We start from the raw sequence: 17,712 nt of genomic DNA, 5'->3' as shown, positions 1-17,712 counted from the left end.
GTACGCAAAAAAACGGCGTCGGCTTTTTCCGAGGCCGACATTCGCGGGAAAAACGGCGAATTCTGTCCTGAGGCGTACCCCGGAAGCTAATGGCATCGTGGGGAATCCCACAAAAGGTGTGGATGAGTTTCCTACTCTTTCGTCACCCGCGCTGCTAGCCTTTGTCCAGTTGGATACGTTGGACGCTTTGTAAGCTGATACACGGGCGGGCTGCATTTTGCCGCCGCGGGTTCAGAAAGCGACGCCGGCGGGGAAGTCTGGGCTTGGCACACACGATGGATAGTAACGACAATCCGGAGCAGGCGGGCTTCACCCCGCTCTCGACGCCGCCGCTGCAGGGACAGGGAAATACGGCGACTCGCGCGGTGGTGGAGGCGGTCTTCCGTCATCGCCGGGCGATCGAGTGGACGGCTGGCGCGGTCATGGCCGTCACGCTGCTCTATGTGCTCTTCTGCCCGCGGGCCTATCAGTCCGAGATGAACATCCTGGTGCGCAATGCGCGGCCGGACTACCTGCTCTCGCCTGAGCGGAACACCAATAACACCGCGCCGCCCGAGGTCACCGAGGAGAAGATCAACTCCGAGATCGAGGTGCTGAAGTCGAAGGATGTGGCCGACGCGGTGGTCGACCCGAACTGGCCGTCGAAGCCGCTGGCCGAGCGCACGCCGTCCGAGATCAAGGCGCATGAGAAGGCCGTGCTGAGCTATGGCAAGCACCTGGCGGTCGAGGCGCTGCGCAAGTCGAACGTCATCCACGTCAGCTTCACGGCGTCTTCGCCCGCAGTCGCGACCGAGACCGTCAACCGGCTGCTAGGCGCCTTCCTCGCCAAGCAGCGCGAGATCGAGCGGTCGACCGGCGCGTCGCGCTTCTTCGACACTGAGGCCCAGCGCTACAAATCCGAACTGGACGAGGCGCAGCGGCAGCTCGCCGGATACCAGCAGGCGAACCAGATGGTCTCGCTGACGGACAAGGAAAACACGCTGCAGCAGCAGATTACAGGGCTCGAGGAGGCGGTTCGCTCGACCCAGGTGCAGATCGACGAGGCGACCAACCGGCTGGCGAACGGCAACGGCCAGTTGAAGTCGATGCCGTCGCGCATGAGCACCACCGAGCGCAGCATCCCGAACACCTACTCGGTCGAGCAACTGACGACGCTGCTGGCGAACCTGCAGAATCAGCGGACCGCGTTGCTGGTGAAGTTTCTGCCCACTGACCGGCTGGTCGAGGAGCTGAACAAGCAGATCGCCGACACGAAGGCCGCGCTGCAGACCGCCACCGATGCCAAGGGCGCCGAGAACACCACCGACGTCAATCCGGTCTACCAGCAGGTGAAGTCGTCGGTGACGGCGACCAGCACGGAGCTGCGCGCGCTGCGCGGACGGCTGGTGGATCAGACCGCACAGCTCGACCGGTTGAAGGCGACGCTGGTGAATATCGAAGGCTCGACCGTCGACTACACGACGCTGCAGGCCAAGGTGACCGAGCTGCAGGGCAACTACCAGCTCTACTCCCAGAAGCGCAACGAGGCCGAGATCGCCGACGCGATGGACCAGCAGAACCTGGTCAACGTCGCGGTGGCCGAGCGGCCGACGTACCAGGCGAAGGCCTATCGGCCGGAGCCTCTGCTGAACCTTGCGCTGGGCACATTCACCGCGATCTTCCTGGCTGCCTGCGTGGCGTTCTTCGCCGAGATGGGACGCGATACCGTCGCCGCTCCGTACGAGCTGGAGATGCTGACGCGGATTCCGGTGCTCGCGACCGTGCCGTTCGTCGCTGCGGAGAGCTATGGGCATTACCCCCCGTCGCGCCCGTCGCCGGCGCCTTTTGACGGAGGCCCGGGAGGCGGGTCTGGCGGCGGGTTTCCGCACCTCTCCGACTTGTCGGGCGCGCGACCGGCCTTTGCTGCTGGCTTCGGTCTTCAGATGTCCAGCGATGTTCCTGCAGCTCCGGAGCCCGCTCTTACGACCGAGGATGTCGCGGTCGAGACGGATCGGATCGAGGCGGCTGTCCCTTTCGTGCATGTTCCCGAGCCTGAGTTGCAATCTCCGAAGGAGTCCCCGATGCTCGATTTCCTGAAGCCGAAGCCGGCGCCATCCATCGTCCCCGAACCGGTCGCCGAACGAGGCGCGACCTTCGCCCCGATCGAGCCGATGGAGCCGGTCGCACACAGCGCCGCGCCGCTGCGGTCGTCGATCCGGACCGCGAACGACACGCGTCCCGCGTTGCCGATGGCCCGTATGGTCGCGGTGGAAGAGCCGGTCGTGGAATCGATCGCCATTCAGGCTGTGCCGGCAGTTCAGCCTGCGCCATTCCTCGCGCCGATCGAGCCGCGCGAGCCGGTGGCTCATTCCGCCGCTCCGCTGCGCGCCGAGGTTCTGTCGGCGTTGCAGGCGGCGCCCGAGGTTGCTCCGGCCGTCATCGCCGCGCCGGTTGTCGCCGCGCCTGTGCTTCCGCCCGTCGAGGAGGACAAGTACCCGGAGATTCACTTTGTCGCTACGCCTCGTCCCGCTCTACGGGAGGAGACAGCGGATTCGGCCGCCTCGGAGAGCGAGCCGCGCCATCGCACCGGGCGTCTGGCCGCGGCGCGGGAGAGCGTGCTGGGCGACCGTGCGCGGCTTTCGCCGTCGCAGCGCGCCCAGCGGACGCGTCCCGAGACGACGCGCGACCGGTACGGCCGCCTGACCTATGTGACGTACACCGCCGATGGTCTGGAGCGGCGCGAGCAGTCGAAGCATGAGTAAGGGTTGTTGAGTAAGGCCGTTCGGATAGGCCAAGGCTGCAGCCTTGGCGCTCAGGCTGGCGGATGAGCGGGCTTTAGCCCCTGGGGTATGTATCCGATCGGATAGAAGTGCAGACGCAGATCCTCTACGAGGATGACAAACGAGAAGTGACGGCAAGCAAGAGATGCAGGAAAGGAGGAGGCCTTGATCGCGACGCAAAGCAATACGGTTCCAGCTTATGAGGGCCTTCTCTACACGGTCTTCCAGCAGCTTCGGCAGAATGCGCGCCACGGGCTTGTGGTGGCGCTGACCTCCGCCAATCCGGGCGAGGGCGTGACGCACTCGATTCAGGCGCTGACCGCGGGGCTGGGCAAGGACTCGCTCGCACGGACGCTGTCGGTCGACTCGCGCCGTCTGCGGGCGCTGACAGCCGATCCCGGGTCGCTGGTCGATCTGTGCGAGCCGATCGGGCCCTCGATCTTCGAGCTGGTCAGGACCTCGGCGCGGTCCGGCCCGCATTCGTGGGAGTCCTGGCAGTATCGGCAGGATTGCGTGCAGCAGCTTCGCGCGGCATTCGACTATGTGCTGATCGACTGCCCGTCGCTGCGCGAGGCCGGCGACGCGCTCTCGCTTGCGCCGTTCGTCGACGGCGTGATCATGGTCGTCGAGGCGGACAAGACCCGGCGGGACCAGATTCTGCACGCGGAGAAGACGATCGAGTTCGCCCGGGGAAATCTGATCGGGCACATCTTGAATAAGCGGAATTACCTGGTGCCGGATTGGATTTATCGGCGGTTGTAGAACTTCTTGAAACAAGCAACGGCAACAACAGATACGGGGTTCCTTCCTCTTCGGCAAGCTCAGGGTCAGGTTGACGAGCTTGACGGGGGTCCCGGCGAAAACGATCCGACTATGAACGTCAAACGACTCCCAATCCGGCTGCTTCTAATTCTCCTGCTGACTCTCGCCGGAATGCGGGCGTTCGCGCAGACGCCCGACCTCACGCTGCAGACGCGTCCGCGCTATGCCCTGCGCGCGGGCGACACCGTCACCTTCGACTATCGCTACACACCGGAGTACAACCAGACCGTGACGATTCAGCCGGATGGCTTCGTCAACCTGAACATCGTCGGCGATATGCGGCTGGCCGGAATGACGCTCGACCAGGTGCATGCGCTGGTGGTGGAGCGGGCGAGCGCGCGGCTGAACAAGCCCGAGGTCACGGTGACGCTGAAGGAGTTCGAGCATCCGTACATCGTCGTGGCCGGCGAGGTCGACAAGCCGGGCCGCTTCGACTTCTATGAGAAGACGACCGCGATGCAGGCGGTTCTGCTGGCTGGCGGCTTCAAGGAAGAGGCGCAGCAGTCCGATATCTACGTCTTCCGGCGGGTGAACGGCGACCTGGCCGAGGTGCATAAGATCAACCTGCACAAGCTGCGGACCAGCAAGGATCTGGAGCGCGATCTGACGCTCGAACCGGGCGACATGGTGCTGGTGCCGCCGAACAAGCTGGCGCACATCTCCCGCTTCATCAAGGCGACAAATCTGTCGCTTTACTTCGACCCCTTAGCGTACACTCTGCGGTAGGCCGCGAATCTCCGCAAACTCCCTGCAGCGCGCCGAGAGGGCCCGTGAGCGAGAATCCGACATCCAGGCCTGCGAGACGCCTTCCATTCTCAGGCGATGACTGGCAGCCCAGACGGCTTCGCTCGCTTTCGGGTATCGTCAGCCAGGCAAGCGACATCATCATCCTGGGCACGGTCTTCTTCGGCATCATCCTGCTGCCGTACTTCCGTCATAGCTCTTCCAATCTCAGCTTCACGGAGTTTCTGGAGCTGCGGGTCTCGCTGCGCAATGTGCTGGTCGCGGTGGTGACGCTCAGCGCGTGGCGGCTGATCCTGTGGTCGTCCGGGGTGTATGGGCCGCGCCGGGTAAGGTCGCTGTGGGCCTTCGCGCTGCGTTGCCTGCTGGGTTTGAACGGCTGCGCGGCGCTGGTGGGGCTGGTGCTGCTGACCGTCCGGTCGGGCCTGCCGCTGTGGGGGACGGTCGAGCTCTTCTGGGGTCTGTGCTTCCTCTTCATGACGATCCTGCGGGTGGTGCTCGCGCTTTACGACATCTATCTCCGGCCACGTTTTCGCGAGCAGCGCAACTTCATCATCGTCGGCAGCGGCCCGCGCGCGGCCAGGGTGTATGCGGAGTGCCTGGCGAATGTCGAGTGGGACTACCGTCTGACGGGCTTCGTGGACTCCGAGCCGCAGGGTGGCTATGTGCCGGCGGATATGATCCTCGGCGGGCTGAACGACCTTGAAAACATCCTGATGCGGACCGTCGTCGACGAGGTGCTGATCGCGCTGCCGATGAAGTCGCAGTACGAACTGGTCGGCTATGCGATCGAGGTCTGCCAGCGGCTGGGCATTCAGAGTCAATACTTTACGGACTACTTCGGCACCTCGCTGACCAAGCGGCGGTCGAGCGCGGGGGCCAACAGCGGACGGCTCGTGCTGGACGTCGTCCACACCGATACGCGGCTGATTCTGAAGCGAGTGATCGACTTTACCCTGTCGCTGATCGGGCTGGTCCTGCTTTCGCCGGTGATGCTGGCGACGGCGATCGCGGTCAAGTTGACCAGCCGCGGCCCGATCTTCTTCCACCAGGAGCGCTTCGGGCTGAACAAGCGGACCTTCTATATGCACAAGTTCCGCTCCATGTGCGTGGATGCCGAGTCGCGGCAGGCGGCGATCGAACATCTGAACGAGACCTCCGGGCCGGCGTTCAAGATCAAGAACGACCCGCGCGTGACGCCGATCGGCAACTTCATCCGCAAGATGTCGATCGACGAGCTGCCGCAATTATGGAACGTCTTTGTGGGCGAGATGTCGCTCGTCGGGCCACGTCCGCTGCCGCTGCGCGACGTGAACCGCTTCTCCGAGGCGTGGTTGATGCGGCGGTTTTCGGTGAAGCCGGGGGTGACGTGCCTTTGGCAGATCGGCGGGCGCTCGAACACGGACTTCGATCGCTGGATCGCGCTGGATCTCCAATACATCGACGAGTGGTCGCTGACGCTCGACCTGAAGATTCTGGCGAAGACGCTGCCCGCGGTCTTCACCAGCCGGGGCGCCTCCTGACGATGAGGATTGCGGTCTTTCACGATAATTTCTGCCAGGCCGGCGGTGCGGAGCTGGTCGCCACCGAGCTGCATAAAGCGTTGCCCGGCGCCCAGATGCACACGACGCTGCTGGCCGAGGAGCGGCTGACGCCGTACCTCCAGCAACTGAAGATTCAGACGACCTGGATGCAGCGGCTGCCGGCGCGAGCGAAGCTCTTTCGAGCCTACTTTCTGCTGTATCCGTTCGCCGTCGACCATGCGGACCTGGGCGCCTACGACCTGATCGTGACGAGCTGCTTCGGCTATGCGAAGGGCGTGCGGCGCGGGCCGGGCGCGCTGCATATTTGTTATTGCCACACGCCGATGCGGTGGGTCTGGCGGACGGAGGACTATCTGGCGCGCGAGCGTGGCTCGCAGTGGAAGAATCTGCTGCTCGCCCTGCCGCTGCGCTGGCTGAAGCGCTGGGAGATGCGCGCGGCGAAGCGCCCGGACGTCTACATCGCCAACTCGCAGGTGGTGGCGAAGCGGCTGCGCCACGCCTTCGGGGTGGAGGCGACGGTGATTCCGCCGCCGATCGATACGGCTCGTTTCGCGCCGCCGCCGGGCGCGCCGGAGACGCCGCCGGAGGACTTCTACCTGCTGCTGTCGCGGCTGGTGCCGTATAAGCGCTTCGACCTGGCCGTGCAGGCGTGCGTCGATCTGGGGCGGCGGCTGGTGGTTATCGGCGACGGGCCGGACCGCGCGCGGCTGGAGTCGCTCGCCGCCGGGCATGGCAATATCCAATTCCTGGGCCGCGCGCCGAATGAGGTGGTCGTCGACCACGCGCGGCGGTGCCGGGCGCTGCTGTTTCCCGGAGAAGAGGACTTCGGGATGACGCCGCTGGAGGTCAACGCGGCTGGCCGTCCGGTGGTGGCGTTTCGCGGCGGCGGCGCGACGGAGACGGTCGTTCCGGGCCTGAACGGCGTCTTCTTCGACGAGCCGACGCCTGCGTCGCTGGCCGCGGGGATCGTGCAGTTGGAAGGCATGTCGTGGGATGCGGCGGCGATCCGGGCGCATGCGGCTGGGTATGACGAGGCTGTGTTTCGGGCGCGGGTGAAGGCGTTTGTGGATGAGGCTCTGGAGCGGAAGGGTTGAAAGCAGAAGTGCGGGGTTCTCCACTACGCTTCGGTCGAGAGAACGAAGCGTAGTGGAGAGGGTGAGCTTACGCGATCGCGGCCGAGACCAGCTCCTGCGCCTCGCCCTGGATGCGCTTGAGGTGATCGGCGCCCTTGAAGCTCTCGGCGTAGATCTTGTAGACGTCCTCGGTGCCGCTGGGTCGGGCGGCGAACCAGCCTTCGTCGGTCGTGACCTTCAGGCCGCCGATGCTGGCGTGGTTGCCGGGCGCCTCGGTCAGGATGGCGGTGATCTTGTCGCCGGCCAACTCGGTTGCCGTGACCTGGCTGGGCGAGAGCTTGCCGAGCTTGGCCTTCTGCTCCTTGGTGGCGGCGGCGTCGATCCGCTGGTAGACGGGGCTGCCGTACTTGGCGGTCAGGTCGTTGTAGAGCTGGCCGGGGTCCTTGCCGGTGCGCGCGGTCATCTCGGCGGCGACGAGGCCGAGGATCAGGCCGTCCTTGTCGGTCGTCCAGACCTTGCCGTTGCGGCGGAGGAAGGTCGCGCCGGCGCTCTCTTCGCCCACGAAGCCAAGCGAGCCGTCGATCAGGCCGTCGACGAACCACTTGAAGCCGACCGGCACTTCGAGCATCGGGCGGCCCAGACCCTTCGCCACGCGGTCGATGATCGACGACGAGACGAGCGTTTTGCCGATGGCGGTCTGCGCGCCCCACTCCGGGCGATTGGTGAAGAGGTACTGAATGCAGACGGCGAGGTAGTGGTTCGGGTTCAGCAGGCCGGTCGACTTAGTGACGATGCCGTGGCGGTCGTGGTCGGTGTCGCAGGCCCAGGCGACGTCGAACTTGTCTTTATTGGCGATCATCGAGGCCATGGCGTTGGGGCTGGAGCAGTCCATTCGAACCTTGCCGTCCCAGTCGCAGGTCATGAAGCGGAAGGTCGGATCGATGTACGGGTTCAGGATCTCGACCGAAAGACCGTACTGCTCGACGATGCGCGGCCAGTAGTGGACGCCCGCGCCGCCGAGCGGATCGACCGCCAGCTTGAGCGTCGAGCCCTTGAGCACGTCGAAGTCGATGACGTTGCGCAGGTCGTCGACGTAGGCTGTGATGTAGTCGTGGCGATGGGTGGTGGGCGCGTTCAGGGCTTTGGCGTAGACGATTCGCTTCACGCCGGTAAGGCCAGCAGCGACAAGCTCGTTCGCGCGGTTCTCGATCCACTTCGTGGCGGTCGTATCGGCCGGGCCGCCGTTGGGTGGGTTGTACTTGAAGCCGCCGTCCTCGGGCGGGTTGTGCGAGGGCGTGATCACGATGCCGTCGGCGAGGTTGCCGATCCGGTCCGCGTTGTACTGCAGGATGGCGTGCGAGAGCGCGGGCGTCGGCGTGTAGCCGAGCGTGACGTCGATCATGGTCGTGATCTCGTTGGCGGCGAGGACTTCGAGCGCGGTGGCGAAGGCGGGGTCCGAGAGCGCGTGCGTATCCTGCGCGAGGAAGATCGGTCCGGTAATGCCCTGGCCCTTGCGGTACTCGACGATGGCCTGCGTGATGGCGGCGATATGGTCGTCGTTGAACGAGGTGTGGAAGGCGTTGCCGCGATGGCCGGAGGTGCCGAAGGCGACGCGCTGCGCGGGGACGGCGGCGTCCGGATGCAGGCTGTAGTACGCGGTGATCAGGCGGGGTGTGTTGACGAGCGAGTCGAGGGTAGGGTGCTGGCCGGGCTGGTTGGGCATTTGGATCGGACCTTTGCGTCGTGCACGAGATTTTTAGTCAGCCTAAGAACTATAAGGCATCCGCGAGCTTTGCGAACTGCCACGTACGGGCCACCGGCGGCGGCGCGCGTCAAGCGGAAATTGCTTGCGGAATTCCCGCTTCTGCACTCAAATGAGAGCACTCCCCGCACGCTTTCGTTGTACCGCAGCAAAGACTCAAACCGGTGGGCGATATGCTATCCGGCAACGCGCAAACAGAGTAGTGACCGTTGGTTCGAGTATCCGCCATAGACGCCAGAACGGGCGATCGCCCGTGGCCGCCGCATCCCCTTGCCGGGAGGTGGAGCGGACTGCTGGCCGGCATCTTCCTGCTGCTCTTTGCGACGCGCGCGCATGCCGCCGAAGCCGCGCTGATTGCGGACGCGCACGTCAACAGCGCACGGCCGGCGGTGAACAGCGGAGCGATCTCGAACGTGGCCGTCGGCGCGGGGTATACCGGGCTGCTGCAGTTCGATCTGGGCATGCTTCCGGCAGGCACGACGGCCAGCCAGATCTCGCGCGCCGTGCTGCGAATCTACGTCAACCGGGTGGATGTGGCGGGCTCGGCGACGCTTCAGCCACTGACCGGCGCGTGGGGCGAGTACAGCGTGACGTACGCGACGATTCCCAATATGGGAACCCCCGCGCAGACATTTTCGGTCACGCAGGCGGGCAGCTTTATCACGCTGGACGTGACCGCGCTGGTGCAGGGCTGGGTGGCTTCGCCCGCCACGAACAACGGTGTGGCGCTGACTTCCGCTGCCGCCTCGTTTCAGATCGACAGCAAGGAGAACGACCTGACGGCGCATCCGGCGGCGCTCGATATCGGCATCGTTTCGCAGGGACCACAAGGCGCGCAGGGACCGGCTGGGCCACAGGGTGTACAGGGAGCGCAAGGTCTGCAGGGATTTCCGGGCGCCGTGGGGGCGGTGGGTCCTGCCGGCGCCGCGGGCTCTCCGGGGGCGACCGGTCCGGTGGGGCCTGCCGGTCCGGCGGGAGCTATGGGCGCGGCTGGACCGCAAGGGCCCCAGGGACCAGCCGGGGCTTCTGGGCTGGGCTACACCGGTCCTTACGACTCGACTCATAACTATGCTCTGGGCGACGTGGCGACCTTTCAGGGGTCGACGTGGATCTCGCTTTACGCGAGCAACCACGGCAATACGCCGGGGCTGGTTCCGAACGCGTGGGCGGTGCTGGCGGCGGCGGGTGTGGGTACGACCGGAGCGACGGGCGCCACGGGGCCGCAGGGTCCGGCTGGACCGCAGGGGCCGACGGGGGCTCAGGGACCGGCGGGAACGAATGGCGTGAACGGCAGTCAGGGGCTTCCGGGGCTGGTCTACCAGGGGACCTATGCCTCGACCACGAACTATGCTCTGGGCGACGTGGTGCTGTGGGATGGTTCGAGCTATGCGTCGCTGATCGCGAGCAACCACGGCAATACGCCGTCGTTCAGCCCGGCGCAGTGGGGTTTGTTGACGGCGCAGGGTCCGGCTGGCCCGACCGGCGCCCAGGGACCTGTGGGCGCGACGGGCGCGGCTGGTCCCGCCGGCTCCGTCGGGCCGCCGGGAGAGAAGGGCGACCAGGGCGCGCAGGGCATTGCGGGTCAGGCAGGCGCGCAGGGTTTGACGGGCGCGCAGGGGCCGCAGGGGCTGAGCGGTCCGGCCGGTCCGCAGGGCGTGGCGGGGCCGGTGGGGCTGAACTATCAGGGGGCGTACTCTTCGACCGTGAACTACGCGCTGGCCGACGGCGTCACCTGGAACGGCGCGAGCTACGTGTCGCTGATCGCTTCGAATCATGGGAATACTCCGGACCAAAGTCCGCAGCAGTGGGGGTTGATCGCGGCGGCCGGCGCGGCTGGAATGCAGGGTCCGGCGGGTCCTGCGGGCGCTGCCGGAGCGCCGGGAGCCACGGGGGCGACGGGCGCTACCGGACCGGCTGGTCCGACGGGCGCCACGGGCGCTGCGGGAACGCCGGGGCTGGTCTACCAGGGGAGCTATGCTTCGACGACGAACTATGCGCTGGGCGATGTGGTGCTGTGGCAGGGGTCGAGCTATGCGTCGCTGATCGCGGGCAACCACGGCAATACCCCGTCGCTGAGCCCGTCGCAGTGGGGCCTGCTGACCGCGCAGGGGCCGGCGGGCGCGACTGGCGCGCAGGGGGCGACGGGCGCCGCCGGACCGCAGGGCGTGGCCGGGCCGGTTGGACCGCAGGGAAGCGCGGGGCCGCAGGGTGTGCAGGGGCCGGAGGGTCCGGCTGGCGCACAGGGGTTGACCGGGGCTGCCGGACCGAAGGGAGATACCGGAGCCGCTGGACCGCAGGGCGTCGCTGGGCAGGCCGGGGCGCAAGGGGTGGCGGGCGTGGCTGGTCCGCAGGGCGCGACTGGCCCGGCTGGGCCGCAGGGTGCGACCGGGGCCGTTGGGTTGAACTTTCAGGGCGCGTACTCGTCCGTGACGAACTATGCGGTGGGCGATGGAGTCTCGTACGGCGGTGCGGGCTATGTGTCGCTGATTGCATCGAACCACGGCAATACGCCGGATCAGAGTCCGCAGGCGTGGGCGCTCTTTGCATCGGCTGGCGCGAACGGCGCCGCCGGGCCCGCAGGGCTGAACGGCGCTCAGGGGCCTGAGGGTCCGGCTGGCGTTGCGGGCGCGACGGGTCCGGCTGGACCGGCGGGGGCGACCGGCGCGACGGGCGCCGCGGGGCTGGTCTACCAGGGAGCGTATGCGTCCACCGCGAACTATGCGCTGGGCGATGTGGTGGTCTGGGAGGGCGCGAGTTATGCGTCGCTGGTCACAAGCAACCATGGCAACACGCCTTCGCTGAGCCCTGCGCAGTGGGGCTTGCTGGCGGCGCAGGGTGGGGTGGGCGCGGCTGGACCGCAGGGCGAAACGGGCGCTGCCGGTCCGGCGGGCGCTGCGGGTGCGATCGGTCCGCAGGGGCCGGTGGGCGCGGCTGGCTCGCAGGGAGTTGCCGGTCCGCAGGGGCCGGCTGGAGCGCAGGGCCTGACCGGGCCTGCGGGCGCGAAGGGCGACACCGGAGCGGCCGGTCCACAGGGTGTGGCGGGACAGGCTGGAGCACAGGGTGTTCCCGGCGCGACGGGACCTGCGGGCGCGACCGGCGCAAGCGGTCCCGCCGGTCCAGTGGGTGCGACCGGCCCGGCCGGAGCTGCGGGCGCGGTGGGTCCGGCGGGGTCGCCGGGGCTGGTCTATCAGGGAGCATACGATTCGACGGCGAACTACGCGCTGGGCGATGTGGTGGCGTGGCAGAGCGCAAGCTACGTGTCGCTCGCGGGTTCGAACCACGGGAATACGCCCTCGCTGAGCCCGTCCCAGTGGAACCTGCTGGCGGCTCAGGGTGGGGCTGGCCCGGCCGGACCGGCTGGCGCGACGGGCGCCACTGGCGCGTCGGGCGTGGCTGGTCCGACCGGACCGCAGGGCAGTGCTGGTCCGCAGGGCGTTGCCGGTCCGCAAGGGCCAGCCGGGGCGCAGGGGCTGACCGGCGCGACCGGCGCCAAGGGCGACACCGGCGCGGCGGGGCCGCAGGGGATCGCCGGGCAGGCTGGCGCGCAGGGGCTGACCGGACCGGCTGGTCCGCAGGGAGTTGCCGGGCCGACCGGTCCGCAGGGCGTGGCGGGTGCGGTCGGGCTGAACTTCCAGGGGACGTACGCGTCCACGGCGAACTACGGTGTGGGCGATGGGGTTCTGTACGGCGGTTCGGGGTATGTTTCGCTGATCGCGTCGAATCATGGCAATACGCCGGACCAGAGTCCACAGGCGTGGTCGCTCTTCGCCGCCGCCGGGGCTGCGGGCGCGGCTGGACCTGCGGGCGCGAACGGGGCGCAGGGACCGGCTGGTCCGGCTGGAGTCGCGGGAGCTGCTGGCCCGGCTGGCCCGGCTGGCGCCACCGGCGCGACGGGCGCTCCGGGGTTGGTGTATCAGGGGCCGTATGCGTCCACTACGAACTATGCCCTGGGCGACGTGGTGCTGTGGGAAGGGTCGAGCTATGCGTCGCTGGTGGACGCGAATCATGGCAATACGCCTTCGCTCAGCCCGGCGCAGTGGGGTGTGCTGACGGCGCAGGGGCCAGCGGGCGCGACCGGCGCGGCTGGTCCTCAGGGGCCGGCTGGCGTCGCTGGTCCGCAGGGGCCGACTGGCTTGACGGGGCCGGCGGGTGTGGCCGGGCCACAGGGTTTGCAGGGGCCTGCCGGGGCTCAGGGTTTGACTGGTCCGACTGGCGCGCAGGGCGAAAAGGGCGATCAGGGGCCGCAGGGCGTCGCCGGACAGGCAGGGGCGCAGGGAGTTGCCGGTGTGGCTGGTCCGGCTGGCGCAACCGGTGCTGCCGGACCGCAGGGGCCGCAGGGCGTGGCCGGTCCAACCGGCGCGACCGGGGCGGTGGGTCCGCAGGGCGCGGCGGGGCTGAACTATCTGGGCGCCTATGATCCGACGGCCAGCTATGGGGTTGCGGACGCGGTGAGCTTCGGCGGGTCGAGCTATGTGTCGCTGATTGCCGCGAACCATGGCAATACGCCGGGGCAGAGCGCGGCCTGGGCGGTGCTGGCGGCGCAGGGCGCGACCGGCGCGGCGGGTCCGCAGGGTGTGGCTGGAGCTACGGGCGCGGTCGGCGCCGCGGGGGCTACGGGCGCGACCGGTCCGCAGGGGCCGCCGGTACACTTCGTCGGCGGCTGGTCGACCGATGCGAGCTACGCGGTGGGCGACGCGGTCAGTTATGGCGGTTCGAGCTACATTGCGCTGACGGCAAACTCCGGCCGCGAGCCCGACCTGACGCCGCAGTTCTGGGGCGTGCTGGCGGCTGTGGGCACGGCTGGGCCCGCCGGTCCCACGGGCGCAACGGGTCTGCAGGGGCCGACCGGCTACGCGGGCCAGACCGGAGCGACGGGCGCGACCGGCCCGGCGGGTCCGGTGGGGCTTACCGGGGCTACCGGAGCGGCGGGGCCGGCTGGACCCGTTGGACCGGCTGGTCCGGCGGGCGCGACCGGTCTGACGGGGCTGACCTGGCGCGGGGCATATGCCTCGACGACGAACTACGCGGCAAACGATGCGGTCAGCTACGGCGGGGCGAGCTACCTTTCGCTGGCGAACGGGAACGCGGGCAATACGCCGGACGCCTCGCCGAGCCTGTGGAGCCTGCTGGCGGCCCAGGGCGCGGTGGGGCCCGCGGGCGCGGCTGGGGCGAACGGCTCGAATGGCGCTCCGGGTGCGACCGGCGCCGCGGGTCCGGCCGGCCCAGCCGGCGCGACGGGAGCAGCCGGGGCGAACGGCGCTCCGGGGCTGGTCTACCAGGGGACGTACGCCTCGTCGGTGAACTATGCGTTGAACGACGCGGTTACGTTTGGCGGCTCAAGCTATCTTTCGCTGGTCGCGGGGAATCACGGCAACACACCGAGTGCAAGCCCTGCGCAGTGGGCGGTGCTGGCGCAGCAGGGCGACACGGGCGCGACCGGGGCTGCCGGCGCCCAGGGAGTCGCCGGTCCTGCAGGCGCAACCGGGGCGGCTGGTCCTGCGGGAGCGACCGGAGCCTCGGGCGCTCCCGGTCCGGCTGGCCCTGCCGGTGTCGCCGGCCCTGCTGGGCCGGCGGGTGCAACCGGCGCTGCTGGGATCAACTTTCGCGGCGCGTGGGTCGCGGTCACGGGGTATGCGGCGAACGATGCGGTGACGTATGGCGGGTCGACCTACCTGGCGCAGGGCGCGAATGCTTCGGTCGAGCCAGATCTGAATCCCACGGTGTGGACGGTGCTGGCCTCGGCGGGCGCCGCCGGGCCGACCGGCTCGGCCGGCGCGGCGGCGAGTGTGCAGGTGGGTACGGTGACGACGGGCGCGGCGGGGTCGGCGGCCAGTGTGACGAACTCCGGCACGGCGGCGAACGCGGTGCTGAACTTCACCATTCCGCAGGGCGCCAACGGCGCGGATGGGACTGGCGGGACGGGCGCGGGCGGCGGCAGCGGGATTCCGTTCATGTCGGTCTATCACCCGGTCTCGTTCAGCACGACGTACTACTCGGTGAATACGTCGGCGGCGAGTGCGTCCGAGAGCGGCGCGGTCATCACCTGGCTACCTGTGGCCTGCACGGCGACGAAGCTGATGGTCTTCTCCCAGCAGGGCAATGCGGTGACGGTGACGGTGCGCGCCGGGCCGCCGGGCGCCATCGCGGCGACCGCGCTGAGCTGTACGGCGGCGAGCGGCGGAAGCTGCACGAGCACGGGTTCCGTGCCGATCGCGGCCGGCAGCTTTGTGGACCTGATCGTGTCCGGAGCGAATGGGACCTCGGCGGGGGTTTGGACGGCGCTGGCTTGTAACTAGATTCCGCGGGCAAAGGCTTCTTCGAAAGCTGTAAGTCCTAGGGGTGCTCTGATTAAGTCCGCAACCCATATCCCAGGGGCTAAAGCCCCACTGACTCTGCGGGGCTTATTGTCCGGGCTAAAGCCCGGACCTATCTTAATCAGAGGTTCCCTAGAGCGGATTACCTTTTGCTGGCGAGCAGCCCCAAATGCCTGTCATCCTGAGCGTAGCCGAAGGACCTGCTTTTGTTCTTGCTGTTGCTTGTCTTCCGCTCTGACTAGAGCATGAACAGGCAACGACAAAAGCCTGAAGCAGGTCCTTCACTTCGTTCAGGATGACAAGCATTGCGGGCTGCTGCTCGAGACCTGAAGGTAATCCGCTCTAAGCGATACAGCCGACAGCTTGGGCCCTCGGTTGCCGGAAGGTGACGCTTTCCGCCGGATCGCTCGCGTGGCGTGGCTTTCGCGCGATATGCTGGTTTGCGGCAAGCGAGATAGCGTAAGGGAGATACGAATGAGGTTGGCGGCGGCGTTCCTGATGGCAGCATGTGTGGTGGAAGCATCCGCCCAGAAGACTCTTTCTCCCGCGCAGCAGATGGCGGCGACCGTGATCCGTCAGTGGCCGGATGGTTCGATCGCGACCAACAAGAATCCCGACGCGTGGACGTACGAGAAGGGTACGCTGCTGGACGGCATGGCGGCCGAGTGGCAGCAGACCGGCGATGGCGCGGACTTCAAATACATCAAGGCGGCGGTGGATAAGCTCGTCCAGCCGGATGGCTCGATCAAGGGCTTCAAGGCCGGCAAGACGCTCGACGAGATCGAGATGGGTCGCGCGGTGCTGCTGGTCTATCGCGTGACGCTGGATGCGAAGTACTACAAGGCGGCGAAGATGCTGCACGAGTTGCTGGAGCAGCAGCCGCGCACGGCCAGCGGCGGCTACTGGCACAAGGAGATCTACCCCAACCAGATGTGGCTGGACGGGGCGTTCATGGCGGAGCCGTTCCGCGCGGCGTATGCGAAGCAATTTCAGCTTCCGGGCGAGTTCGACGACATCGTCAAGCAACTGCTGCTGATGGACCAGCACATGCGCGACCCGAAGACGGGCCTGCTGATGCATGGCTGGGACGAGTCGAAGCAGATGGAGTGGGCGAACAAGACGACCGGACTTTCGCCCGAGGTATGGGGCCGCGCGATGGGTTGGTACACGGTCGCGCTGGTCGATACGTTGGACTGGATTCCGCTCGACCATCCGCAGCGGCCCGCGGTGATCGACGCGCTGAAGCGCACGATGGCGCAGGTCGCCAACCTGCAGGATAAGGAGACCGGCCTGTGGTGGCAGGTGGCGAACAAGGGCGGCCAGAAGGGCAACTACCGCGAGCAGTCGGCGTCGTCGATGTTCGTCTATGCGCTGGCCAAGGGCGTGCGCAAGGGATACCTGCCGCAGAGCCTGGAGGCCAACGCGGTGCGCGGCTGGGCGGGGATTCAGAAGGAGTTCTTCAAGGTGGGCGCGGATGGCAACGTCGTGCTTTCGGGCACGGTGAAGGTCAGCGGGCTGGGCGGCAAGCCGTACCGGTCAGGCACGTACGACTACTACATCCACGAGCCGGTGGGGGATAACGATGCCAAGGGCGTGGGCGTGTTTCTGCTGGCTGGGTCGGAGATGGAGCAGGCGAAGACCGAGGCGCTGGACCGGAACAAGACCGTGCTGATGGACGGCTACTTCAACTCGCAGACGCACCTGAACGCCGCCGGGCAGACGGAGCGCTTTCACTACAAGTGGGACGACGACTCGAACAACGGCTTCTCGCTGGTCGGGCATGTGTTTGAGAAGTACGGCGCAAAGCTGGCCGAGGTGAAGGCGAAGCCGACGCTGGCGGAGCTGTCGAAGGGGCAGATTTACTTCATCGTCTCGCCCGATATTCCGAGCAAGAACCCGACGCCGAACTACATGGACAAGCAGGCCGGCGACGCGATCGAGGCGTGGGTGAAGCAGGGCGGCGTGCTGATCCTGATGATGAACGACAAGAACAACACGGAGTTCGAGCACTTCAACACATTGAGCGACAGGTTCGGCATCCACTTCAACCCGGTCGACCGCAATCTGGTGACGGGCGACGAGTTCGACATGGGCGCGCTCGAGATTCCGGCGACGACGGGCGTCTTCGCGCATGCGCATAATGCGTACATGAAGGAGATCTGCACCATCACGACCAGCGGCCCGGCGAAGCCGGTTTACACCGACAAAGGCGATACGCTGATCGCCGTCGCGAAGGTCGGCAAGGGGACGGTGCTGGCGATCCCCGATCCGTGGCTTTACAACGAGTACAACGATGGGCGGCGGCTGCCGGTGGCCTACGACACTTATTCGACCACGGTGGATCTGGTGGAGTGGGCGCTGAAGACGGCGAAGTAGCGGAGGCTCGGATGGTGGAGGCCTACATGCGACCGGCTATGAAGTTCTTACTGCAGGGGATAGGCTCGTTGCTGCTTGTGATTGCGGGGCTTTCTTTTTTCTGGGGAGGCCGCGCGCTCCACGAGTTTCTTGGAGTGGATCGGCTGCTGGCTGAGCTTGGCGGGCTAACCCTGGCTGCCGTCGCGGGTTTGCTGGGGATGCTCGCCAAGGGTGCGGGCGATACGCTTTAGGGATTCTCTGAACAAGTATCCAGCGGATCGGTCGCGGCAAGATTCTGACCGATTTTGGCTACCTGGTGTTGTTTGTGGGACATTTCTGATG

General features: G+C 67.2%; 9 protein-coding genes. 8 read left to right on the top strand and 1 reads right to left on the bottom strand.

All coding sequences use genetic code 11. From position 1 onward, the window contains the following. The first annotated feature begins 263 nt into the window (after positions 1–263). From CHB87_RS11925 to CHB87_RS11905, 5 genes are all read left to right on the top strand, one after another. Positions 264–2,741, top strand: coding sequence for a GumC family protein (locus CHB87_RS11925; RefSeq protein ID WP_142988319.1), 2,478 nt, complete (start codon positions 264–266; stop codon positions 2,739–2,741). A gap of 183 nt (positions 2,742–2,924) precedes the next feature. After that, entirely contained in the window at positions 2,925–3,521 is a 597-nt protein-coding gene (locus CHB87_RS11920) for a P-loop NTPase family protein (RefSeq protein ID WP_089408685.1), read from the top strand. Between the two features lie 111 nt (positions 3,522–3,632). After that, complete coding sequence (locus tag CHB87_RS11915) at positions 3,633–4,307, top strand: polysaccharide biosynthesis/export family protein (protein ID WP_089408684.1); 675 nt, start codon at positions 3,633–3,635, stop codon at positions 4,305–4,307. Between the two features lie 44 nt (positions 4,308–4,351). After that, a complete protein-coding gene (locus tag CHB87_RS11910) occupies positions 4,352–5,845 on the top strand; it encodes a sugar transferase (RefSeq protein WP_089408683.1) in 1,494 nt (497 codons plus the stop codon). Between the two features lie 2 nt (positions 5,846–5,847). Beyond that, positions 5,848–6,960: a glycosyltransferase gene (locus CHB87_RS11905; protein ID WP_089408682.1), complete on the top strand. Its 1,113-nt coding sequence runs from the start codon at positions 5,848–5,850 to the stop codon at positions 6,958–6,960. A gap of 67 nt (positions 6,961–7,027) precedes the next feature. On the opposite strand, the gene pgm is transcribed toward CHB87_RS11905, so the two are convergent. Beyond that, positions 7,028–8,662 (bottom strand): phosphoglucomutase (alpha-D-glucose-1,6-bisphosphate-dependent), encoded by a 1,635-nt coding sequence (gene pgm / locus CHB87_RS11900; protein WP_089408681.1) that lies wholly within the window; start codon positions 8,660–8,662, stop codon positions 7,028–7,030. Positions 8,663–8,910: 248 nt separating this feature from the next. Here pgm and CHB87_RS22270 point away from each other — a divergent pair, with 248 nt between their 5' ends. The 3 genes from CHB87_RS22270 to CHB87_RS11885 all read left to right on the top strand — a co-directional run bounded on the left by CHB87_RS22270 (position 8,911) and on the right by CHB87_RS11885 (position 17,621). Further along, positions 8,911–14,997 carry a DNRLRE domain-containing protein gene (locus tag CHB87_RS22270; RefSeq protein WP_089408680.1) on the top strand — a complete coding sequence of 2,029 codons (6,087 nt, stop codon included), beginning with the start codon at positions 8,911–8,913 and terminating at the stop codon, positions 14,995–14,997. Between the two features lie 492 nt (positions 14,998–15,489). Beyond that, the gene (locus tag CHB87_RS11890; protein WP_245817957.1) at positions 15,490–17,391 is read left to right on the top strand and encodes a glycoside hydrolase family 88 protein; all 1,902 of its coding nucleotides are present in this window, start codon (positions 15,490–15,492) and stop codon (positions 17,389–17,391) included. Between the two features lie 26 nt (positions 17,392–17,417). Beyond that, the gene (locus tag CHB87_RS11885) at positions 17,418–17,621 is read left to right on the top strand and encodes a hypothetical protein (RefSeq protein ID WP_142988318.1); all 204 of its coding nucleotides are present in this window, start codon (positions 17,418–17,420) and stop codon (positions 17,619–17,621) included. Positions 17,622–17,712 lie beyond the last annotated feature (91 nt).

Source organism: Granulicella rosea (assembly GCF_900188085.1).
Taxonomy (GTDB): Bacteria; Acidobacteriota; Terriglobia; order Terriglobales; family Acidobacteriaceae; genus Edaphobacter; species Edaphobacter rosea.
Note: the sequence above shows the minus strand (reverse complement) of the source record. Positions and strands in the feature narration are given on the sequence as shown.